This window comes from Candidatus Thiosymbion oneisti (assembly GCF_004359955.1).
Taxonomy (GTDB): Bacteria; Pseudomonadota; Gammaproteobacteria; order Chromatiales; family Chromatiaceae; genus Thiosymbion; species Thiosymbion oneisti.
In genome coordinates this window covers 92278-114632 of record NZ_SMSC01000005.1, presented here as the reverse complement: position 1 = coordinate 114632, position 22355 = coordinate 92278, and the positions used below count along the sequence as shown (strand labels likewise).

General features: G+C 50.7%; 32 protein-coding genes. All 32 read left to right on the top strand.

The window, feature by feature from the left end; translation table 11 throughout:
- Positions 1-17: 17 nt before the first annotated feature.
- The 32 genes from E1958_RS04205 to E1958_RS21600 all read left to right on the top strand — a co-directional run bounded on the left by E1958_RS04205 (position 18) and on the right by E1958_RS21600 (position 22058).
- Positions 18-1277, top strand: a complete 1260-nt coding sequence (locus E1958_RS04205) for an NADH-quinone oxidoreductase subunit D (protein WP_133510749.1) — start codon at positions 18-20, stop codon at positions 1275-1277.
- Complete coding sequence (locus tag E1958_RS04200) at positions 1277-1804, top strand: NADH-quinone oxidoreductase subunit NuoE family protein (RefSeq protein ID WP_133510748.1); 528 nt, start codon at positions 1277-1279, stop codon at positions 1802-1804. The genes E1958_RS04205 and E1958_RS04200 overlap by 1 nt, the downstream gene beginning before the upstream one ends.
- Positions 1805-1808: 4 nt before the next feature.
- A complete protein-coding gene (gene nuoF / locus E1958_RS04195; RefSeq protein WP_133510747.1) occupies positions 1809-3098 on the top strand; it encodes an NADH-quinone oxidoreductase subunit NuoF in 1290 nt (429 codons plus the stop codon).
- 199 nt (positions 3099-3297) lie between these two features.
- Positions 3298-3492: a type II toxin-antitoxin system VapB family antitoxin gene (locus E1958_RS04190; RefSeq protein ID WP_133510746.1), complete on the top strand. Its 195-nt coding sequence runs from the start codon at positions 3298-3300 to the stop codon at positions 3490-3492.
- A gap of 350 nt (positions 3493-3842) precedes the next feature.
- A complete protein-coding gene (locus tag E1958_RS04185) occupies positions 3843-4379 on the top strand; it encodes a hypothetical protein (protein ID WP_133510745.1) in 537 nt (178 codons plus the stop codon).
- A 424-nt stretch (positions 4380-4803) separates the two neighbouring features.
- Complete coding sequence (locus tag E1958_RS04180; protein WP_207787665.1) at positions 4804-5310, top strand: hypothetical protein; 507 nt, start codon at positions 4804-4806, stop codon at positions 5308-5310.
- On the top strand, positions 5307-5876 hold the full coding sequence (locus E1958_RS04175) for a hypothetical protein (protein WP_133510744.1): 570 nt from the start codon (positions 5307-5309) through the stop codon (positions 5874-5876). Before E1958_RS04180 ends, E1958_RS04175 begins: the two co-directional genes overlap by 4 nt.
- Before the next feature lie 170 nt (positions 5877-6046).
- Positions 6047-6280 carry a hypothetical protein gene (locus tag E1958_RS04170; protein ID WP_133510743.1) on the top strand — a complete coding sequence of 78 codons (234 nt, stop codon included), beginning with the start codon at positions 6047-6049 and terminating at the stop codon, positions 6278-6280.
- Positions 6267-6521 carry a PIN domain-containing protein gene (locus tag E1958_RS04165; protein ID WP_133510742.1) on the top strand — a complete coding sequence of 85 codons (255 nt, stop codon included), beginning with the start codon at positions 6267-6269 and terminating at the stop codon, positions 6519-6521. The genes E1958_RS04170 and E1958_RS04165 overlap by 14 nt, the downstream gene beginning before the upstream one ends.
- A 517-nt stretch (positions 6522-7038) precedes the next feature.
- A complete protein-coding gene (locus E1958_RS21605) occupies positions 7039-7272 on the top strand; it encodes a helix-turn-helix domain-containing protein (protein ID WP_133510789.1) in 234 nt (77 codons plus the stop codon).
- Between the two features lie 183 nt (positions 7273-7455).
- Entirely contained in the window at positions 7456-7800 is a 345-nt protein-coding gene (locus E1958_RS20765; protein ID WP_207787663.1) for an MPN domain-containing protein, read from the top strand.
- Between the two features lie 226 nt (positions 7801-8026).
- On the top strand, positions 8027-8197 hold the full coding sequence (locus E1958_RS04150) for a type II toxin-antitoxin system VapB family antitoxin (protein WP_165741713.1): 171 nt from the start codon (positions 8027-8029) through the stop codon (positions 8195-8197).
- A 403-nt stretch (positions 8198-8600) separates the two neighbouring features.
- Positions 8601-8846, top strand: a complete 246-nt coding sequence (locus E1958_RS04145; protein ID WP_133510740.1) for a hypothetical protein — start codon at positions 8601-8603, stop codon at positions 8844-8846.
- 383 nt (positions 8847-9229) lie between these two features.
- On the top strand, positions 9230-9454 hold the full coding sequence (locus tag E1958_RS21875) for a DUF4258 domain-containing protein (protein WP_208108568.1): 225 nt from the start codon (positions 9230-9232) through the stop codon (positions 9452-9454).
- 5 nt (positions 9455-9459) lie between these two features.
- Positions 9460-9669, top strand: a complete 210-nt coding sequence (locus E1958_RS04135) for a YgiT-type zinc finger protein (protein ID WP_133510739.1) — start codon at positions 9460-9462, stop codon at positions 9667-9669.
- Positions 9670-9910: 241 nt separating this feature from the next.
- Positions 9911-10120 (top strand): hypothetical protein, encoded by a 210-nt coding sequence (locus E1958_RS04130; protein WP_133510738.1) that lies wholly within the window; start codon positions 9911-9913, stop codon positions 10118-10120.
- Complete coding sequence (locus E1958_RS04125; protein WP_133510737.1) at positions 10117-10383, top strand: type II toxin-antitoxin system RelE family toxin; 267 nt, start codon at positions 10117-10119, stop codon at positions 10381-10383. The genes E1958_RS04130 and E1958_RS04125 overlap by 4 nt, the downstream gene beginning before the upstream one ends.
- Positions 10384-10668: 285 nt before the next feature.
- On the top strand, positions 10669-12027 hold the full coding sequence (locus E1958_RS04120; protein ID WP_243725233.1) for a reverse transcriptase domain-containing protein: 1359 nt from the start codon (positions 10669-10671) through the stop codon (positions 12025-12027).
- A 167-nt stretch (positions 12028-12194) separates the two neighbouring features.
- The gene (locus tag E1958_RS04115; protein WP_089730096.1) at positions 12195-12431 is read left to right on the top strand and encodes a DUF433 domain-containing protein; all 237 of its coding nucleotides are present in this window, start codon (positions 12195-12197) and stop codon (positions 12429-12431) included.
- Between the two features lie 78 nt (positions 12432-12509).
- On the top strand, positions 12510-12734 hold the full coding sequence (locus tag E1958_RS04110; RefSeq protein WP_207787661.1) for a hypothetical protein: 225 nt from the start codon (positions 12510-12512) through the stop codon (positions 12732-12734).
- A gap of 203 nt (positions 12735-12937) precedes the next feature.
- Entirely contained in the window at positions 12938-13195 is a 258-nt protein-coding gene (locus tag E1958_RS04105; RefSeq protein WP_089730079.1) for a hypothetical protein, read from the top strand.
- 117 nt (positions 13196-13312) lie between these two features.
- Positions 13313-15712 carry an NADH-quinone oxidoreductase subunit NuoG gene (gene nuoG, locus E1958_RS04100; RefSeq protein WP_133510736.1) on the top strand — a complete coding sequence of 800 codons (2400 nt, stop codon included), beginning with the start codon at positions 13313-13315 and terminating at the stop codon, positions 15710-15712.
- A 34-nt stretch (positions 15713-15746) separates the two neighbouring features.
- Entirely contained in the window at positions 15747-16505 is a 759-nt protein-coding gene (locus E1958_RS04095; protein WP_133510735.1) for a hypothetical protein, read from the top strand.
- 63 nt (positions 16506-16568) lie between these two features.
- Positions 16569-17603, top strand: a complete 1035-nt coding sequence (gene nuoH / locus E1958_RS04090; RefSeq protein WP_133510734.1) for an NADH-quinone oxidoreductase subunit NuoH — start codon at positions 16569-16571, stop codon at positions 17601-17603.
- Between the two features lie 51 nt (positions 17604-17654).
- Positions 17655-18581 carry a hypothetical protein gene (locus E1958_RS04085; protein ID WP_133510733.1) on the top strand — a complete coding sequence of 309 codons (927 nt, stop codon included), beginning with the start codon at positions 17655-17657 and terminating at the stop codon, positions 18579-18581.
- A 13-nt stretch (positions 18582-18594) separates the two neighbouring features.
- On the top strand, positions 18595-19305 hold the full coding sequence (locus E1958_RS04080; protein WP_165741708.1) for a queuosine precursor transporter: 711 nt from the start codon (positions 18595-18597) through the stop codon (positions 19303-19305).
- 159 nt (positions 19306-19464) lie between these two features.
- Positions 19465-19677 carry a prevent-host-death protein gene (locus tag E1958_RS04075; protein WP_133510731.1) on the top strand — a complete coding sequence of 71 codons (213 nt, stop codon included), beginning with the start codon at positions 19465-19467 and terminating at the stop codon, positions 19675-19677.
- A gap of 98 nt (positions 19678-19775) precedes the next feature.
- Positions 19776-19868 (top strand): type II toxin-antitoxin system YoeB family toxin, encoded by a 93-nt coding sequence (locus tag E1958_RS21870; RefSeq protein WP_369334483.1) that lies wholly within the window; start codon positions 19776-19778, stop codon positions 19866-19868.
- 298 nt (positions 19869-20166) lie between these two features.
- On the top strand, positions 20167-20442 hold the full coding sequence (locus E1958_RS04065; RefSeq protein WP_133510730.1) for a hypothetical protein: 276 nt from the start codon (positions 20167-20169) through the stop codon (positions 20440-20442).
- A gap of 97 nt (positions 20443-20539) precedes the next feature.
- Positions 20540-21427, top strand: coding sequence for a formylmethanofuran dehydrogenase subunit E family protein (locus E1958_RS04060; protein ID WP_207787660.1), 888 nt, complete (start codon positions 20540-20542; stop codon positions 21425-21427).
- A 149-nt stretch (positions 21428-21576) separates the two neighbouring features.
- A complete protein-coding gene (locus tag E1958_RS04055) occupies positions 21577-21924 on the top strand; it encodes a hypothetical protein (protein ID WP_133510729.1) in 348 nt (115 codons plus the stop codon).
- Entirely contained in the window at positions 21924-22058 is a 135-nt protein-coding gene (locus tag E1958_RS21600; protein WP_279381385.1) for a hypothetical protein, read from the top strand. Before E1958_RS04055 ends, E1958_RS21600 begins: the two co-directional genes overlap by 1 nt.
- Positions 22059-22355 lie beyond the last annotated feature (297 nt).

Genomic DNA, 22355 nt, shown 5'->3' with positions numbered 1-22355 from the left:
CAAGATGTCTGAGCAAGATGCCTGAAATCCGCAACTACACCCTCAACTTCGGCCCCCAGCACCCGGCGGCCCACGGGGTCCTGCGCCTAGTCTTGGAGCTGGACGGCGAGGTGATCGTCCGCGCCGATCCCCACATCGGACTCTTGCACCGGGGCACCGAGAAGCTCGCCGAGTCCAAGCCCTTCAATCAGAGCATCGGCTATATGGACCGGCTCGATTACATGTCCATGATGTGTAACGAGCACGGCTATGTGCGTGCCATCGAGAAGCTGTTGGGGATTACAGCCCCCGAACGCGCTCAGTGGATCCGCACCCTGTTCGACGAGATCACACGTATCCTGAACCACCTGCTCTGGTTGGGGTCCCATGGGCTCGATGTAGGCGCCATGACCATGTTCCTCTATTGCTTTCGCGAGCGCGAGGACCTTTTGGACTGCTACGAGGCGGTCTCCGGTGCCCGCCTGCACGCCGGCTATTACCGCCCCGGCGGCGTCTACCGGGACCTGCCCAACCGGATGCCCCGCTATTCGGAAGCGGCCACCAAGTATCACAGCCAGGCGGATATGGAGCGCAAGAACGCCGCCCGCGGCGGGTCGCTGCTCGATTTCATCGAAGACTTCACCGAGCGCTTCCCGACCTATGTGGACGAGTACGAAACCCTGCTCACCGACAACCGGATCTGGAAGCAGCGCACGGTCGGCATCGGCGTCGTCTCTCCCGAGCGCGCCCTGCAGCTCGGCTTCACGGGTCCCATGATCCGCGGCTCCGGTTTTGCCTGGGACCTGCGCAAGAAACAGCCCTACGCCGCCTATGACCAGGTGGATTTCGATATCCCGGTGGGCCAAAACGGCGACTGCTACGACCGCTACCTGGTGCGGGTCGAGGAGCTGCGTCAGTCCAACCGGATCATCAAACAGTGCGTGGATTGGCTGCGCGCCAATCCGGGCCCGGTGATGATCGACGACCACAAGGTCGCACCGCCTCCCCGCTCGGAAATGAAGGACGGCATGGAGGCCCTGATCCATCATTTCAAGCTCTTCACCGAGGGCTACTGTCCGCCTCCCGGCGAAGTCTATGCCGCGGTGGAGGCGCCGAAGGGTGAGTTCGGTTGCTATATCCTCTCCGACGGTGCCAATAAGCCCTATCGACTCAAGATCCGGGCGCCGGGGTTCGTCCACCTCTCCGCCATGGACGAGATGACCAAGGGACACATGCTGGCGGATGTGGTCGCCGTCATCGGCACCATGGACATCGTATTCGGGGAGATCGACCGCTGATGAGCTTCCGAACGGCCCCCCTCAGTGTCCCCGCCGGTTGTGACAAGGAGACCCTGTTCACACCCGAGCTCCGCGCCGAGATCGACCGCCACATCGCCAAATACCCGCCCGAGTGGAAGCAATCCGCAGTCATGCCGACCCTGACCCTGGTGCAGGAGTCCAACGGCGGCTGGCTGAGTCGGGAACTCATGGATGACGTGGCCGCCTACCTCGAAATGCCCGAAATCGCGGTCTACGAGGTCGCCAGCTTCTACGGCATGTACGACCTGGAGCCGACGGCCAAGCACAAAGTATGCGTCTGCAACAGCATCTCCTGCATGTTGTCCGGCTCCGAGGACCTGATCGCGCACCTGGAGAAGAAGTACAGTGTCAAGCCCGGCCAAACCACGGCTGACGGCAGATTCACCTTCAAGGAGGTGGAGTGCCTGGGCGCCTGCCGCCATGCCCCCGCGGTGCTCATCGGCAAGACCTATCACGAGAACCTGTCCGCTCAGGCGCTGGACGCGCTGATCGCGGGGTTGGAGTGAGGCCATGGTCCAGTCCCCCACTCACAACAGCGTCTGCTTCCGCACCCTGTATCTGGAAGATCCGGCTTCCCTCGGGACTTACCGCGGCATCGGCGGCTACGTCCAGTGGGAGAAGATCCTCAAGGACAAACCGGACCCCGATGATGTCATCGAGGAGCTCAAGCGTTCCGCCCTGCGTGGGCGCGGCGGCGCGGGATTTCCCACCGGGCTCAAGTGGAGCTTCATGCCCCGCACTGCCCCGGGCCAGAAATACATCGTCTGCAACTCGGACGAAGGCGAGCCCGGCACCTGCAAGGACCGGGATATCCTGCGCTACAACCCCCACCAGCTCATCGAGGGCATGGCGATTGCCGGCTACTGCATCGGCGCCACGGTCGGTTACAACTATATTCGCGGTGAGTTCTACGAGCCCATCGCGTGCTTCGAGACCGCCCTGCGGGAGGCCTACGAGGCGGGCCTGATCGGTAAGGATATCCAGGGTTCGGGCGTAGATTTCGATCTCTACGTCCACTTGGGGGCCGGCGCCTATATCTGCGGCGAGGAGACGGCACTGCTCGAGTCCATCGAAGGCAAGAAGGGCCAGCCCCGCCCCAAACCCCCGTTCCCGGCCCAGGCAGGGCTTTACGGCAGGCCCACCACCATCAACAATACCGAGTCCCTGGCATCGGTTCCCGTCATCCTGGAGCAGGGCGGTCAGTGGTTCCTGGACCAGGGACGGCCCAACAGCGGCGGTCCCAAGTTGTTCTCGGTGACGGGTCATGTCAATAAGCCCGCCAACTTCGAGGTCCCCCTGGGTACGCCCTTCAAAGACCTGCTGGAGATGGCCGGCGGCGTTAAGGACGGGAAGGCGCTCAAGGCGGTCATCCCCGGCGGCTCCTCGGTGCCCGTGATGCCGGGGGAGGTCATGTTGGAGACGGACATGGACTATGATTCCATCGCCAAGGCAGGCTCCATGCTCGGCTCCGGGGCCGTCATCGTAATGGCCGAGGGGACCTGCATGGTCAAGGTCCTGGCCAATCTGTCCCATTTCTATGCCGCGGAGTCCTGCGGCCAATGCACCCCCTGCCGTGAGGGAACCGGCTGGCTGTCCCGGGTGCTGCATCGCATCCTCCACGGACAAGGCCGACCCCAAGACCTGGACCTGCTGGATGGGGTAGCGGCGCGCATCGGCGGGCGTACCATCTGCGCCCTGGGCGATGCCGCGGCCATGCCGGTCCAGAGCTTCCTCAAGCACTACCGCCATGAATTCGAATACATGATCGAGCATGGCAGGAGCATGGCCGAGGCCGCCTGAGGTGGCGGGAGGTATGTGGAGCAATTCTTGGTGATTCGTGCTTTCGTCCTAATGGTACAGGATTAACAGGATTTCCAGGATTAACAAGATTTTTCATTCAAAAGATAATCCTGTCCTATTAGCATTGCAGTGACTATGGCTTTACTTTCTTTACTTTTAGTACGGTATGAATATGCATATATTGCTTATGGAGGCGAATATGAGAACAACACTTGACTTGCCTGAAGACCTGCTCAATGAGGCGATGAGGGTCACTCATTCTGACACAAAAGCTGTAGTAATTATTAAGGCGCTTCAGGAATTGATTCGAAAATCAACCATTTCTGAAATCAAAAAATACAAAGGGAAGGTGGACTTGGATATTGACTTGAATACAATACGAGATCGCCATTAATGGATGTGTTGGTCGATACGTCCATTGATAAGCATTTTAGGTTAATGAATCGAATTTTAGAAGTTCAGCTATATAGAGGTTAACGGCTGCCTCCAGCAGAGAGGCGATATGAAGACGTCGTGGCGCTTGGTTTGGAATCGTGGGTTCTTGGAGATGATTTTATAATAGCATAAGCATAATGATCACGGGTATCTAAATATGGGAATCTAAATGTAGGTTCCTATATTCAGGTATCTGACATTGGGTACCGGTACCTACTATTTAGGGACATGTTCAATAAATAGAGGTACTTTAATTGCGGCGGAGAAGCCGTTGATTGCATGTTAGTCATTCTAGAAGAGGAGAACCCCATGAGCGATAAAAAACATGACGTAGGCGTAGACGAGACTTTCGCGATCCTTAGTGAGGACAACGAAGAATTTCGTATGTCAATCGAGCCAGAAGAGCTCGGCTTGGGAACTAACGTGCTGTTTTGGCATGGCGACCAATTGAGTATGCAAACAGGACAAATCCCACCAGGCTATGTTACGGATCCATATTTCAAGCAATGGATACGCGACCGACATGACACGGGTTTATGGTTTTCAATTGGTCCATACGAGAGATTGGACGGTGTCGGCACTTTCAAAGCCAAATTGTTTGGCGAAATCGGAAATAGAGGTAGCGGCGACGTTCTCTATACGGATATTTACGACTATACGAGCGGCAAAACGTATGGAGCTATGACCTTCCCGCTTTCGGACTTCCCCACAAACTCTGCCGGATTCAGAATCCGCTACCCTGCTGTAACCATAGAATCCGGTCATCGCTACGAAACACGTGTGCGATGCTTGGGTGCGGCTAACGTAAGTATCTACTCGCTGCGTTGGGAAGTGAATACTTTGTAGGTATCCAAAGGAAATAGGGGACAGACCCTGCAATTAAAGAACAATTAAAAGGACACCCACTTTGTTTGCGACCCAATAGCTCATTCCCACGCTCCAGCGTGGGAATGCAGCCCGTAGGTTGGGGTGAGGAACGAACCCCAATAAATCGCCATGTCGAACCAAAGCCATTGGGGTTTATCCCTCACCCCAACCTACACAAGAATGCAGGTACGTTGGTTGCGGCGGAGAAAAGGGAAAAGGGGCTAGGCTCAATTGATGGGCTTTATCTGCGACGCCACTATAATTCGAGGAATAGAGCATGACTGGCCTGAGAGAAGTACTGATTACTGTATCCAACATACGATCTTCTTTCTCTGGCGGCAGTAAACCTATTCGTTACCGGGCCAGATCCTACCCTAATCATGACCGAGACAACAATGGCCTTATGGAACTGTATTATGTACCAGTCTACAAGGTATTGATCGAGGGAACAAATGCGAAAGGCGCGAAGGTGAAAAAGGAATGGCCCGCGTTGCGTTTTATGCCGTATTGGAATGACCCTAAGAAACCGGATCCACACTATAGTACCAGGGGGTGGGTAAACGCTGGACTACACCAGCTTCCCAAGAAAAAGGTCACGTTCTACAATCCCAACTATGGAACCCAAAATAGGTATTCACCGTATTCCGGTGCCATTCAGATGCGGGATTCGTTTCTGATTCACGCTGGACCAAGGAATCTGTCAGAAGAAGCGTGGGGATCAGCTGGATGCGTTGAGATTATCGGCAATTTCAACGACTTCAAGCAGGATATAGCAGACTTATCAGGATCAATTAGTAAAGATGCCGGTGGCGCAATCTCTGAGCTTGTAAAGGCAGGAAAGCTTTTTGTTCGGGTGGACTATGCAAGACCTCCGGATATAAAGAAGAACTTCGCTGGAGAGTTGCCGTGACCATAAGAGCCTTAATGGTTTGCACGTTCCTGTTTGTTATTTTCTCTTATATGCCAGCGACTGCGCAGATGGGTTCTGCCGGCTTCGAGCTATTGGCAGATTGTGCCGTCGAGAATGGAAAGGTCCGGCCATCGCTAGGAACACTGACAAGCTGCGAAATGGACAATGAATTCATTCTAAGCGCGTTACGCAGCAGACATATCAATCAACCGCTTCGGCACTATAGATTCGTGTCGGGAAAAGTAGAGATTGCCGCGACCTCAAAAGCTGACGGCACGCGAATGGAAGCCTACCTACACTGTATCGGGCCGCAAGGCGCCAATACCCTTCCGGGCATGACCGAACTCTATCGCGCTATTGCCGCCAATAGGTATGTCACAGGATTGATTTTGGGACAGGAAATGCCAGTCACCTGTCACTACTTCGTCTGCGATAACCTTCTGGTGTTACTAAGCTACTATGGATTGCCGGGATACTACAAGGATTTCCAACCTGGCGCCGTCATTGCGGAGATCACGGGTGGATGCCCCTGCAAGGAGAAGGGAAAAGGGGCCAGGCTCAATTGATGGGTCGTTTTTCACAGCTCATTCGCCTGATATTCGGCTGCAAGTGACCCAATGTCCCGGTCCGGCTCCTCGGCAACTTTCAAGCTCGGTGCCACGCGGCATTGGGTGCCTGAGCCAAGCCAAGCCGTTAGACCTGATACTAAAAATGCATTACGAGAAGAGGAAAAATCATGCTCTCAACCGTTGAGGTAATTGTTGAAAAAAATGGCAATGTACGCTTATTGGAACCGCTACACCCCAGCCATGCTATGCGGGCACTATTAACCTTGCTCGAACCTTTGGAGAAATCAACTATCACACCTAAGCGTTCATTGCACGAATTTATTGGTATACTGAAAAATTCCACTCTCTTTTCTGGCAATCCCGTTACTTTACAACGAGACATGCGTGATGAGTGGGATTAAATATTTGTTGGATACTAATATTGTGATCGGCTTACTTAAAGCATTCCCGGACGCAACGAATTTATTGCAACCGTATCCTGATTTACTTGAGAAATGTGCCGTTAGCCAGATTACCCGCATGGAATTGCTTGGTTTTCCGGGGGTTGACATGGAAAACACACAACAAATTTCGGCATTTTCCATGCTGGCTCCCACGCTCCAGCGTGGGAGCAAATCCCGACGCTCCAGCGTCGACAAGTGATCAGGTAAGTCGCATATCAGCATAGAAGGGCACGGTCCGCTGGAGCGGACAAGACGGCGTTAACGTTTCCCCCAACCAAAGGCTTTGTCATGGTTGCGTTTTTACACCACAGAGAACACAGAGAATACACGGAGAAAATTCTCTATTTTCTCTGTGCCCTCTGTGGTTATTTTCCTGGGAAACGGGGATAGACCCTGAAGTATCCCCACAAAGTAGCTTTTGAAATCAATCGGTTACTGTAACAACCGGTATTTGGTATGGGCCAGGCCGCGCCGTAAGACGCAAGCCACTGATTCTGGAGTCAATTTCGTGGGGATACCTCAGGGACAGACCACGTTTTCTGCTATTGCGGAAGGCTCTTTATGGATTCCAGACTGGTTAGGATATTTTGCGCAAATTTGCCTTCTCAGCAAGCCAGAGGGGCGTCGTATAACTTGCTGTTGTTGTTGAGAAAAGACTGCCCGTTCCGTCATCGGTCATCGTGCTACCGACTGTCGTCCTCTTCGACCAGTCCGGAATCCATAAAGAGCCAATAGCCGAAAGACAGGTTGATGTTAGCGTTGGTGAGTCGGTTCGCATCATCCGTGAACTTCAAGACATGAGCCAGAACGAACTAGCCAGGTTAACTGGCATTCCGCAATCCACCATTTCGGCCATTGAGAACAATCGCGTTAACCTGGGTGTAGAACGAACAAAACAATTGGCAGTAGCACTTAAGTGCCATCCGCCCGTACTAGTGTTCCCAGGGTGAGATATGAACAATGCCGCATAACAAAAAGCGGAAAAGGGGCCAGGCTCAATTAACCTTTTTTCTTATCGCGGACAGGTAGGAAAGTTTTCAGAAATCGAACCTGGTTCCTTTTTCTTTTCCATTTTTTCAAGCGCCTGCATACAATCTTAAGAGATCATCCGCTGCTCTATAAGAGGACTTGCAATGGAAGTCAAACTAACCAAAAAACAAAAAGTCGCCGTAAAGGGTGCGGAAGATATTTACCTGATCATGCGCCAAATTCTCCGTAGAGAGAATAAAATCGGTCAAGGTCAAGAACACTTCTGGATGGTGGGTTTGAATCAAGCGAACAAAATACTTTATATCGAGTTGGTCGCTCTGGGTTCTACCAACATCGGCCAATGGTTCATGACGCTAGAGCGTCTGGATTTAGCTCCCACGCTGGAGCGTGGGAGCCAGAGTAATTTGTGGGGATACCTCAGGGACAGACCACGTTTCTTCACCTCCAGGAAAGAAAGGGAAAAAAAGACACCCATCTTTTCGACTTGATCTTCCCACTGCGCGATATTGGGCGGGCTAGTCCAAACGTTAGCGCAATCCTTCACCTACCGGACAGATGAATATTCTCCCGAATAAAACCACTGATATCGATATTCTTGAGAGGCTGTTTGAATAAAAGTGGTAGCGGCTAAAAATGTTCTAAAATGGTTCCTTTATCATGTATTTCTTTGCGCTTTTCCCGCCTTATATTAAGTCATTTGGGAGGCTATCAATTATGAATATCCATACAGTAATAGATGATCAACTCTTTCATCAAGCCGTACATATGACAGGTATGGTAGATAATCGTATGTTGCTTGAATACGCATTACGTTCATTATTACAAACTCAGAAAACCAAAAATTTAGAAAAAACCACGCAATCAAAATTTGATTTTTGGGAATGATTACAACATTTTCGCGGTTCAGTCAATTTATCGGAACTAGGCGATATAGATAAAATTTTTTCAAATGTACGCGACAAAGACCCTGGCAGAACAATAGTATTATGACTTTACGTTATTTGCTGGACACCAACATTCTTTCGGAAACGATTAAACCCCAACCTTCATTATCAGTTCTTGGGCATACGAATCGCCATAAATCTGAACTATCGACTGCCAGTGTGGTTGTGCATGAACTTTTATAGTCTCTAAAAAACTTCAGTCCGCCGAAGGCGGATAGAGGTTAAAAACCTCCATCTTCAGATGGATTCTCTTCAGTCGGCGGTTTAGTCCGCCGAGCTGCTTTAGCGGCACAATCTACCAGCTTCAGCTGGTAGTGGTTGAATCGTAGAAAAAAGGTAGAGATATGATCACGATAGATTTACGACAGAAGAAACATTCTGTAGAGGAATTATTGACCTTGGCGAAATCTGAATCGGTTTTGCTCTATGGAAAAGATGGTGAACATTTCATATTGGAAGAAACAGATGATTTTGAAAAAGAAGTTGAAGCGTTAGGTAAAAGTGAAAAATTCATGAAATTTCTTGAGGGAAGATCAAAAGAAAAAGACACAATCTCTATATCAACCATAGCAAAAAGATTAGGAATGTGAATCACCTAACCGGAACTTGCAACCGACCTTCTCCGTCGACGGGTTGTTGGCAATACGGTGCAAGGCAGAGAAGTCGGTAGCTTGCGGGAAAGGTCGTTTAGGCGTTATGTGATTCAGCCAGCCCGTAGGTTGGGGTGAGGAACGAACCCCAACAAATTGCTGTATCATCAGCAGATGAATGACATTGTTGCAATCGTTACGAAAATAAGGAAGCGGCAGTATGAATTGTCGAAGCATGCGGTTGATCAAACGATTATAAGAGATATTAGCGTATCGGAGATTGAGCAGGCAATCGCTGATAATGCTGTGAAGGGGGTATACGGTTAGCTCCTCCTGACACAAAATATTGTGGTTACTATTGGTGAGACCACAAGATATTGGGGGTGGAGGAGCTAACCGTATACCCCCCTGCTGTGATTATCGAGGACTATCCAAACGATAAGTACGGTCCCAACTGTTTAATATTGGGATACACCAAAAACGGACGACCACTGCATATTCAATGTAGTTATCCGAGTCGTCCGCTGATAAAAATCGTCACCTCATATCAACCGAATTCGGAACTATGGATCGACAATAGAGTCCGAAAGAACGAAGTGAAGAGGTGATTGTTATGAATGAGACAATGGTTGAAGCTCAGGTTACATACACTATTGAATATCAAGGAAGATTTTATATTATCGAGCATGTTCCCGCTCGGGTGTGTAAGGAAACGGGAGAGCAGTATTTTGCCCCGGAAACAGTGGAACATATTCAGGATTTCATTAAAGAAAATAAGAAGCCGGTGCGCATGATCGAGACACCTGTATATAACTATGCGTAGCTAGCCTAATTAATATTGAAGCGAAAGTTGACGCTGGAACTGGAAAGAAGATAGAGGTCACTTACTCGTTCCCCCAGCCTATGGGGTGGGCCTATTTAGCGGGAAAAGGGGCCAGGCTCAATTGATGGATCGTTTTCTGCTTTTTGCTGCCGGTGGTGCGAGGCATTAGCTGTCGTCATTCAACCGTTTGTTGTTGCAGGTTACCATCGGATACTTATTAACTGAGTGAGGTGAAATCGGCATGGCACACATTGAGTTAAGCGGAGACGCCTTAAAAAAACTGTTTAAAGAAGCCCTTACTGAGATGCTCCAGGAGCAGCGTGAACTATTGCATGATGTGTTTGTTGAAGTGCTGGAAGATATGACGCTAGCCGAGACTATCCGAGAAGGTCAACAAACGGAAAAAGTCTCCAGAGAGGCGATTTTCGAAATCCTTGAGGGTCAGGGGTGAAGGTCATATTTCGAAAGAGTTTTGCACGAGATCTGAAGAAAATCAAAGATCCAAACATTCTGGCACAAGTCAAGCAAGCCGTAGAAGAAGTGGAAGATGCAGCCAGTTTAAGAGAGGTCAACAGGGTAAAAAAGCTCAGTGGAACCGATAGCCTTTACCGCATCCGCGTTGGCGAGTATAGGATCGGCCTGGCGGTTGGCGCATCTGAAGTCGAGTTTGTGCGGTGTCTTCATCGGCGCAAGATGTATCGGCACTTTGCATGAAATTAGGGCAAACGACAGCTAAAAACAGGCTCCAGCGGATGCTCGTAAACTCGCACCGCTGAGCTTACCGTTAGTGCGCCAAGCGAAGCTTGGCGCTTCTTGCCGGGTGAAAGTCCCGGTCGGGAAAGGGTTAACCCCCCACCCGTATCGCATGTTGCGCCGCTGGCGGAAAGCGACGCCTTGGTAGGGACACTGGAGCGAGCGTGAACAACAGAGGTGAAGCGTACACAGAGAATCTTGTAGGCCAGAAGGGTGACTGCACCACCCTGAAGCGATTTCAGCCTCGTGAAAGGCAACAAAGCAGACGGCGACAGTGTTAACGGACTGGAAGCCAACACAGAGGAATCGGTAGTCGAGACGATGGTCGAGATCGTGTGGCACTGCCGGGAAACCGGGCAGAGAACAGAGAAAACAAACATCGACCGAATGAAACGGCATGGTGAGATTCCCGAGGGAGAGGGTTATCTTCTGTGGTGTTGGCGTTTTATCAACAAGCAAGCAGCGAGCGGTGTAGACCGGCAGGATGCAGGCAGCTATAAGAAGAGCCTGTGGGCGAATGTAGTCGCCCTGGTCACAGCAGTCAAAGCGGGAAGGTACCATGCCAAGCTGGTGCTCAGGAGATACCGACCCAAACGCAACGGGAAGTTGAGACCCTTGGGTATACTGGCCATTGCGGACAAGCTGTTACAAATCGGGGTATCGAAGCGACTGGAAGCGATCTACGAACAGGATTTTCTGGACCGCAGCTATGGCTACCGACCTGGAGTCGGTGCCTTAGAAGCGGTGAGAGACCTGAGCGTAGCGCTGAGAAGTGGTAACTACCACTACGTAGTAGAGGCAGACATCCGAGGCTTTTTCGATCATCTTGAACATGAAAAGCTGGTCGAGATGTTGGAGCTAAGGATAGACGACGAGCCCTTTATAAAGCGGATACGCAAGTGGTTGAAGGCAGGCATACTGGAGCCGGATGGAGCGGTGAAGTACCCGGAAAGAGGTTCACCGCAAGGTGGGATCGTGTCACCGATACACGCCAATATCTATCTTCACGATGCGTTAGATGTGTGGTTCGAAGAGACCGTCAAGGCGCACTGCCGAGGGGCGGCGTACCGATGCCGGTATGCGGACGACTTGGTATGCGCATACGAGCTTGAGGCCGATGCCGAGCGATTCTACGGTGTGCTCGCAGACAGGTTAGGCAAGTTTGGATTAGAAGTTGCAGCAGAGAAAACGAACTGGATGCGGTTCAGTCCACAAAACTGGAAAGCGAGTGGCGCCTTTTCATTCTTGGGTTTTGAGTTTCGCTGGGGACGTGGCCGCTGGCACAAGCCAGTGCTCAAATGTCGCACGGACCGTAAGAAATACCGCGCAGCGCTGGCGAACTTCCAGGAATGGTGCCGTGAGAGCTGCCGGTTACCTAAGCGGGTAATATTTGCCAGGCTCAATTCCAAGCTGCGTGGGTATTACAACTACTACGGTATCCGGGGGAACGATAAAAGCTTGCAAGACTTCTATCATCATGCCAAGCGGATTCTTATCAAAGCGCTAAACCGCCGTAGTCAACGGCGTAGCTATAATTGGGAAGGATTTGCGGAACTGATAAAAGTCTTCAAACTCCAGAGACCACGCCTATGCCACGCCTTCTGAACACTACGAATGATGACGCGCTATGTGCGAAGCGAGTGACTTTGAGGAGCCCCGTGCGGTAGTTCCGCATGCGGGGATCTGTACGGGGGCGGCCGGGTAACTGGCCGTCCTACCGTGATGGATCCAGATGCAAATATGAGGAAAATATCATGCTAAAATTTGGGATAATGAAAACCACCGCAATAGATGGTATCATTACATGCTCCAGAGATGTTTTAAGTGGCACACCAGTTTTTAAAAATACTCGTGTACCAGTCAAAAATCTTATTGACTATTTAGAAGCTGGAGATAGTTTAAATGAGTTTTTGGATGATTTCCCATCAGTAAAAAGAGAACAAGCCATACAAGCATTGGAAGCAGCAAAAGAGACACTTTTGGAAAAGGTTTATGAATATTCTCATTGATGAATGTTTGCCAAAGAAATTGAAGAGAGAATTACTTGATCATACAACTTACATGGTTCAAGAAAAGGGTGGTCAAGCATGAGAAACGGTGAACTACTCAGCGTTGCAGAAAAAGAGTTTGATGTTTTAATCACGGCTGACCAAAACCTGGAATACCAACAGAATATGAATCATTTTGATATTTCAGTAATTGTGCTTGTTGCATCTGATAACCGACTTCCTACACTTGAGCCGTTAATACCTGCACTGCATAATGCACTGAAAACTATCCAATCTCATGAGATAATCAACATTGAATCCTAACAAAATAGAATGCAGCTGACTTCCTTCGTCGGCAGCTGATTTTGGCGTTAACCGCCAGAAGTTTGAGAGTTGGCAATGCGGTGCAAGGTAGAGAAGTCGGTGGCTTGCAGAAGAGATCGTTTGCGACGGTTATGCCTTCGGATGCGGAAAATAGTTATAATCATTATCCTGAGTTCCTTGACCACTAATTATATAACATTGCCATGACTACAAAAGAGCTTATTAAAGCAGAGATTGACAATGTTGATGACAGATATTTGGATGAACTTTACAGTATCATAAAGAACTTTGTTGGAGCTAAGAGCGTTTCCCAAGAAGGCAGTTTCATGTCAAGATTGAAATGCATCAAAATCAATGCTCCACTTATACGGATTGCCCAAGAAATCATGAAGCCTATTTTTGTTGACACTTCGGCCTTGATTGCTATCGGATATGGGAATTTCCGAAATATTTACTACTGATCATCACTTTAGAACAGGCAGGATTTGAAATTTTGTTAAAAAGATGATCCAGAGCTACAGTCACAATTCAAAAGCTGGGGTTATATCGCCTAACAGGGTCGGGCGACCAGAGAGAAAATGACAGACAAGATCACCATCGAGATCGACGGGCGCGCTTGCGAGGCGACCCCCGGCGAGATGATCATCACGGTCGCCGACCGTGAAGGTATCCATATCCCGCGTTTTTGCTACCACAAGAAGCTGTCCGTTGCTTCCAATTGCCGCATGTGTCTGGTGGAGGTAGAGCAGGGTGGGCGACCCTTCCCCAAGCCGGCCCATGCCTGTGGCACGCCTGTCGCCGAGGGTATGCGGGTACTGACCCGATCACCCCTGGCCATAGATGCCCAGCGGGGCACCATGGAGTTCCTGCTCATCAATCACCCGCTGGACTGCCCGATCTGCGATCAGGGCGGCGAGTGCGAACTGCAGGACGTAGCCATAGGCTATGGCGGGGATGTATCCCGGTACAGCGAGCGCAAGCGGGTGGTCGCGGACGAGGATTTGGGTCCTCTGATCGCGACCGATATGACCCGCTGTATCCACTGTACCCGCTGCGTGCGTTTCGGGGCGGAGATCGCCGGTGTCCGCGAGCTGGGCGCCACCGGTCGCGGCGAGGATATGCGCATCGGCACCTATGTGGCGCACACGGTCTCCCACGAGCTCTCGGGGAATGTCATCGACCTCTGTCCGGTGGGGGCCCTCACCTCCAAACCCTTCCGCTTCAATGCCCGCTCCTGGGAGCTGACCCAGGCCGAGGGTATTGCCCCCCACGATGCGGTGGGGTCGAACATCCATTTCCACATCCGCGACAACCGGGTCATGCGGGTGCATCCCAAGGACAATGAGGCGGTGAACGAGACCTGGATCTCGGACCGGGACCGCTTCAGCTACCAGTGCCTCGATGCCGACGACCGCCTGCTCCACCCCATGGTCAAAAGGCCCATGGTCAAAGGAGATGCGCAGTGGCGGACCGCCGATTGGCAGGAGGCCTTGGGCATGGTCGCCGAAGGGCTCAAATCCGCCGGTGACAACGAGTTGGGCGCTTTGGTTGCACCGACCGCTACGCTCGAAGAGATGTACCTGCTCCAGAAGATCATCCGTGGCCTGGGTGGCAACCACATCGATACCCGCCTGCGGCAGCAGGATTTTCGCGGCGATGCCGCCGATGCCCCGCTGCCCTGGCTCGGGGTGCCCATCGCAGAGCTGGAGCAACAGCAGGGTCTGCTGCTGATCGGGACGGACATCCGTCAGGAACAGCCCTTGTTGGCCCATCGCATCCGCAAGGCGGCCATGGCCGGGGCCCAGGTGGCCTTGGTCAATCCACTCGTGCTCTCCTTGACCTTCCCAAGCCGGCAGCACGTCAGCCATCCGGCGGGGATGCTCGAAGACCTGGGGGCCATCGCCAAGGCCCTGGGTGGGCGTAGCTCCGGTCCGGTCGAGACTCTGATCGCCACCGCCCAGCCGGATGAGTCCCACCAGGAAACCGCGCGGTGGTTGCAGGAGGCAGGACAGCAGGGTAGGGGGCTGATCCTACTCGGCGCACTTGCCGTGGCACACCCGGACTACTGCCTACTCACACACCTGGCCCAAGTGATTGCGGAAGCGGCCGAAGCAAAGGTCGGCTATTTGCCGACGGCCGCCAACAGTGTGGGGGCCTATCTGGCTGGTGCCTTGCCGCACCGACTGCCGGGTGCGCGTATGAGTCAAACCGTCGGCATGTCCGCGGCGGAGATGTGGGAAAATCCCCGCAAGGCTTATCTGTTGTGGGGTATCGAACCCGCTTATGACCTCGGTAATCCGACCCAGGCGCTAAAAGCCCTTGACCAGGCGGGGCTGGTGGTGGCCTGCACGACCCATCGTAGCCCTTCCCTGGAGCAGACCGCCCACATCATGTTGCCTATCGCGGCCTTCGCCGAAACCTCGGGCACCTTCGTCAATGCGGGCGCAACCTGGCAATCCTTCCGCGGGGCGGTGGCCCCGCCCGGTGAGGTACGGCCCGGCTGGAAGCTGTTACGGGTCCTCGGCAATCTGCTCGATCTCCCCGGCTTCGACCAGGTCAGCTCGACGGATGTCCTCACGGAGCTGCAAGGGATCTGCAATGGCGTAAAGCTAAGTAGCCAGCCGGACAACCGGTCCCAAGACACCTTCGAGGTAGCGTCGCGAGTTGCCGATGGAGGGCTCGCTCGGATCGGCAATCTGCCCATCTATGCCGTGGATGCCTTGGTGCGCCGCGCCCCGGCCCTCCAGCACACGCCGGCTGCCGTTCAGCTCGGCGCATTTCTGCGCAGCACCGAGGCGTCGGCAATGGGACTGGCCGCGGGTGACTTGGTGGAGATACGCCAGAATGGTTCATCCGCACGGATGCCGGTGGGTCTGGACGACGCGGTTCCCGCGGGTTGTGTGCGCATCCCGGCCGGGGTTGCCGGCAGCGAGGATCTGGGGGACCAGATCGGTCCCATATCCGTGACCAAGGTTTGAGGCGATTACATTTGCCGAACGAGTGGGGAAACAAATGTCTGTGCTTAAATTCCTTGGTTTTATGATAGTTTTTTTCAGCACCTTTACCTTTGCCCAAGACAAGGTAGAAATAAAAGCCGTGCTTGGCGAACAGCTGGATTTTAATAGATTAAATGATTTCTTTTCCGGGAAATCGAATCGTCGTAGTGAGAAAAAGCTTATTGTTTATTTCTTTGATACCTCCTCCTGTAGCCTGAATGACAAAGGCCTGATTTTAAGAGCACGTATTCGGCAAGGGGATTCATTTTTGGAAGGGAAAATGGAAAGTACCGTAAAAATAAGAACAGATAATCTTCAGGATATCCCTGGTTTTGAGTGTGAAAAAGATCTCTTACCAAACAAACGAGAGCTATTTTCTTGTAGCTTGAAGACGAAGGTTCCCTTTTCTGAAGGTTTGAGACCGACCGGATCCTTTGCATTTTGGTCCGATCAACAATTAGGAAAAGTCGAGAAAATGATGGATCAGTCACTTAGCCAATTGTCTTTGCAATCATATGGCCCGATAAAAGCAACCAAATATAAATATAAAGGGATTGAGAAAATTGACATCAAATCACTCACCCTTGAAATATGGGAAGTGAATGGTGATCAACTTTATGAGCTTTCTACAAAAGTGCCGGAAAGTAAGAGCGATCGGGCACAAGAAGAAATGAATGATCTCCTGAAGAAAATGGACATCAAAAGCAGCGCTTTGACCAAGACACGCTGGGCATTGTCAAAGTTAGGTGCTTGTTATCAGCCGGATCCGGATTAACTGGATGTCCAGCGAAATCATCCGCTATCCTACTTTCCACCCATCGCCTCTGGATAGAGAACCATGATAGCGCTCTGGGATTCACTGCCGGTAGTCATACAGATCTTGCTCAAGATCGTCGTCCTCCTGGGACCGCTCATGGGCCTGGTGGCCTACTATACCCTGGCCGAACGCAAGGTCATCGGCTACATGCAGATTCGGATCGGCCCCAACCGGGTCGGACCGCGCGGCATCCTGCAGCCCATCGCCGATGCGGTCAAGCTCATGTTCAAGGAGATCGTGCTGCCCACCGAGGCGAACAAAATCCTGTTCCTGATCGCCCCCATGCTGACCCTGGGCCCGGCCTTGGCCGCCTGGGCGGTGTTCCCCTTCGACGAAGGACTGGTACTGGCAGATATCAATGCCGGCCTCCTCTACATCATCGCCCTGACCTCGCTGGGCGTCTACGGCGTGATCATCTCGGGCTGGGCCTCCAACTCCAAGTACGGATTCCTGGGGGCCATGCGTTCGGCGGCCCAGATGGTCGCCTATGAAATCGCCATGGGCTTTGCCCTGGTAGGGGTCCTGGTGGCGGCCGGCAGCCTCAATCTCGGGGACATCGTGCGCGCCCAGGAGGGTAGTCTGCTGACTTGGTTCTGGCTGCCCCTGCTGCCCCTGTTCGGTATCTACTTCATTTCCGGCGTGGCGGAGACCAACCGCGCCCCCTTCGACGTGGCGGAGGGCGAATCGGAGATCGTGGCCGGCTTCCACGTCGAGTACTCGGGGATGACCTTCGCCGTCTTCTTCCTCGGCGAATACGCCAACATGATCCTGATCTCAGCACTGTCGGCCCTGATGTTCCTCGGTGGCTGGCTCTCGCCCCTACCGGCGACCTGGGTGGACGGGATTTTTCTGCTCGACGACGGCTTTCACTGGCTGGTGCTCAAGACCTTCTTCTTCATGTTCCTATTCCTCTGGTTCCGGGCCACTTTTCCCCGCTACCGCTACGATCAGATCATGCGCCTGGGCTGGAAGGTCTTCATCCCCATCACCATCGTGTGGATCCTGGTGATCGGGCTTGCGGTGATCTATAAGCTGCCTCCGTGGTGGGCGGTATAATAGTTAGACCAATAATGACCCATTAGGAAGAAGAGGGTAATGAGATCTCTCTTGTACACGATCTGCTTGATCTTCTTCTGCGGTCTTGCAACACACGTCTATGGAAGCGACATACGGGCAAACGCCGTGGTTGATTTGGGGTTAACACCAAAATCCTCTATTATTAAGGTGTCTTTTGGGAGATCTACCTCTATTGATGATGTGCTTGTTGTGACGTCTCTAAATCTTGCTCAAAAAGATGCACCAAGGCAGATTGACGACTTAAAGGTGAATCCAACAAGCGACTACGTATCTCACCTAACAGGTTGGTTCGTAGTTCAACAGCAGAGTCAAGAATTGTGGGTTGGGCTCACACTTCAAAAAGGCGAAAACCATGGCGAATTAGTATTAAGTATCCCAAGAATGCTCCATCTAATCGGTGATTATCCGGAAATTTACGAACTCACTTATTCTGATTCGTCCGTAACTTTGCTAGAGATCGCTTCAACCGCCGAAAAGGTAGAGTATGCAAAAATTGACTCAATAAAAGTGGAATCTCCTCGGTGGGGGGAAGTTGACACAAAAAGCACTAATGGGTGGAAAAAGATTCAGGGTGGTTTCTACACGCCAGATATGAGTGCTTCTAGTGTGAGAGTTCTGACTATCAGAAGAAATCTAACTGAGTTGGCAAAATGGTTACGAGATAGCCTCAGTTCTTTTACTGGAGGACTCGCAATCGCAATGTTGATTTCAATGGTTTTCATCGGAATGAAAGGTGACGTGAACAATAAACATCGACTCATGTCTGGTGGAATTGTTGGGGTAGTTTCCATAATACTGATAGTCATGAGCGGCGGTTTGCCGCCAAACTTCCATATGATGTTGTATGAGGGAGCCAATCTAGTTGGCTTTTTAGTACCATTCGTCGGTTTAGCATTACTGCCTAAAAAAATCATTTTGGCAGTCAGAAAATTCTTTGCCGAAATCCGAAATGCCTAAAGGAGAACTGGAAATGAGTAATGAATTGCTCTTTTTCATTATCACCCTGGTTGACTTAGCTTTCGTGCTTCTTGCGTGGAAGCTTGGGAAGGAATGGGTGTATATTACGATTATTACCAACATTATTTTGGTATCGACTTTTGCCGCAAAACTGATCCCAATATTTGGGTTCGTAACTAACGTGTCGAATACGTTCTACGCAGCGATATTTATCGCTACAGATATTCTTACTGAGCATCATGGGAAGAAAGTAGGGTATCGCTCTATATGGATGGGCTTTATCGGGCTTGTGCTTTTCGTATTGCTTGGACAGTTTGTATTGCAGTTCGAGTACATCCAGGATAGCGAGAAAGTATCAATTGCGATGGAAACGTTATTTAGCGCTGTTCCTCGGATTGCTGCTGCATCATTTATTGCCTATGCGATAGCCCAATCGCTAGACGTGTGGCTATTTCACTTTATTCGTGAACGTACCAGGGGAAAACACCTTTGGTTTAGAAATAATGGGAGCACGTTAGTATCCCAGTTTATAGACAGCGCCGTATTTTTCTCTTTAGCTTTTGCGGGAAGTGTTCCATTTGATGTCCTTGTAAATATCATACTTACAGGATACGTTGTTAAATTGATGGTAGCTCTCCTGGACACGCCCTTTATTTACCTTAGTTATAAGGTTAAAGGAATGGCAATGCCTGATATTGGTGGAAACCTAGGAGTTCAATCTTAAGAAGAATGAAGTCTTCTCTGGCTCCCACGCTCCAGCGTGGGAGCAAATCCAGACGCTCCAGCGTCATGAAAGCCTTGGCCGCTGAGCGGCTACAATTGCGTTCCCACGCTGGAGCGTGGGGAACGAGCCAAACGCCTAACTGAGATTGTGAAGGTAAAAATGACTGCGCAAGCACGAATTCAGTATATATCGGATAAAGAAGGGCAACCTGTAAGCGTCATCGTGCCTATTCATCTTTGGCGCGAAATTACCTCAGAAAGAGAAACGGCTTATTTGCTGAAAAGTGAGACAATGAAGAAGCGACTTTTGGAAGTAAAAAATCGAACTGGAGACATTTCTCTTGACAACGCCCGCGCGCAGCTTGGGATTTGACCCGGTAGGTTTCGAAGATTTAGCATGGTGGGTACAAAACGACAGAAAGAAAGCCTTACGTCTCATCCGACTTATTCAAGAAACTCAGGATAACCCATTTGAAAGGTATTGGTAAACCTGAGCCACTCAAACATGAATTAACGGGTTGCTGGTCGAAGTGTATTGACCAAGAACACCGACTTGTTTACTAGGTTCAAGAAGACAAAAATTAGAATTTTGGCGTGCCGTTACCACTATTGAAACGAAAAGATTTTGAAAACAGGTGCGAAAAAAGCATAGTAAACGTAATACAGGGAAGGCCGAGCTTTTAGATTTTGAAAAGCTGTATGTCGAGGGTCGAGATTATGTCATACACTGATTTTGACTTAAAAAAAGTTAAATAAGCACAAAGTTAGTCTGTTTTCCGGAATCGAGTTCGATGTCGATAAGGAAAAGGGATTAAATGGTGTCTGTGATTTTATTATTAGTGCCTCCCAAGAGCAATTGATCTTGAGCAGTCCTGTCATTACTGTGGTTGAGGCTAAGAATGAAAATATTGTCGGAGGTCTGGGTCAATGTATCGCGGAAATGGTAGCAGCAAGTATTTTTAATAAAGCTGAAGGTAATCGGGTTATGCGACTATATGGTGTAGTTACTACCGGAACCGCATGGAAATTCATGAAAATGGGGGGGCTTGATGTAGTGATTGATCTTGATGAATATTCAATTGAAAATTCAGGTAAAATTGTCGGCATATTATTGGAGGTGTTAACTCAAAATGCCTGATGTTATGCTCCAGCCGTCCGCACGCAAGGTTTTTGGTATTTCGAGGCTCTGTCGGGGCGGGCGGCGGCTAAACTTCGGCGTAAGGAGAAATGAGAAGGTGAAATTGAAACCGCTCTCTTTGCTGACAATGATTTTGATGCTGATTTATTCATCGTCCTGGTGTCAGGAACCGACTTATAAACAGGGTGTCAATATTTTTATAGAAACCGGTGTGACCCAACCGGATCGGACACCGACCTGGTATGCCCCCATGGTTGCCATGCCGTATGCCCCCGTATTTGAGATTCTTGCGACCAAAGGTACCTCAGGGCGGTATTATCAGCGTACTTATGCGGTGACAATAAAAGACATGATCAAATGGCACGGTCATGACTGTGAAGGGATAACACATGTGGCCAACAGCTGTAAAATCGCTTTCGCTATCCTTTTTCCTGACGGAATCATAGATAGAAGTGTGCTCAGAGGAATTTCGGGGACAGGTCCCTGCTGGTCGGACGGAGTCGCTTTCCTGACCGGGGCACGTCTTCAATACGGCACTCTCGGATTCTTTAAGAACAAAGATTATAATCATGCGGTTATCCTGTATCGTGAGGATACCAACGTCGCTGTTCTGGCAACATGGAAAAAAGGAATCAACAACATCCCTGACGAACCGGTTGTTCTTCCGGGTGAAATTATCTGGAAGCCCAAAGTTGATATGCGGAAAGTCATGGAACTGAAAAGGATCGTCAAAAATCCAAAAGGACAACCCGATCCCTATAAGGTGGATCTTCTGCGTTATTATCAGTGGCAGCATGCCAACGATATCCTGAGTCGTCCGCTAAGTGAAAGTTATCAAGCTGAAATCGTAGAAAACTTTAAATGGGAAGATTGGGTTGACACAACAAAAATCGTACCAAATCCTCACAAGCGCGGAGATATCCGCTTAAAAAATTATCCTTACCGTGAAAGACCTATTTCAGTACCTGTTTCAGAAGGAGAATAAGTCGCTTACAGTCCGATTGCAGGGTTTTATAATCGGACAAGCTCCAGTACCTGGAGTGATGAGCGGAGATAGGGGATGACCAGGTTTACTGTCTTGATCTTGGAGTACACTTGATCAACGGTCAATCTCCGACAAGCAGACTACTGACCATGCTGAAGATTAGCCGTGAGCAATTCGATGCGCTGGAGCGGAATGCCCGCAAGAGGTTTCATAAGGATATTTATGATCGTTTATGGGGCCTTCATTGCCGGCCGATTCAAACTATGCCGGAAACCCAGGTACTGGAACACATGGCCATCTGGCATGAACGAGGACTTTCTTTTGGCATCGAAAGTGAGCGTACTATGGGCCGTTATCTCGGGTTACATCTGACGGTCTTGCCGGATTTCGACCGGCAAGACGCGGTATATCGTTTCCTATCCCGCTCGGATTTGTCGGGAGATCAGAAGATGACAGCCTTATATACCCGCTTACGAAGGCGTGAAGGGATACACTGATGGCGGTAGTTGCCGCTCCTTTGTTGTGGCCGATTGCCGTTGAGGCAGCCAAAGCCACTGTAGCTATCGTAGGCGCCGCGGTTGCGGTTATTGCAGTGGATGAAGCCGTCGAGGCAGTCGATGAAGTCCTGTGATAAACGTGAACAAGAGAAACCTGGGGCCTCGGGTAGAACCGCCGATGAAACATGTGTCCAGGGTTGCGGCCAGAAAAAGTGTCCCCCCTGCGTTCCGCCTGCCGGAACCAAATGGATTGAACGTATCGACCGTGTACCACCGAGTCGCCCTCATGCTGGTTGCCCCGGCGATCATGTCCACGTGATTCAACAAAACCAGGAACCCTATCCAAGGTGCAATTGCTATTGGAACAAAGCGAAACCACCCGTTGAGTGCATGGAACCTGGAAAACCACTTCCTTATCCCATGAAAAAGCT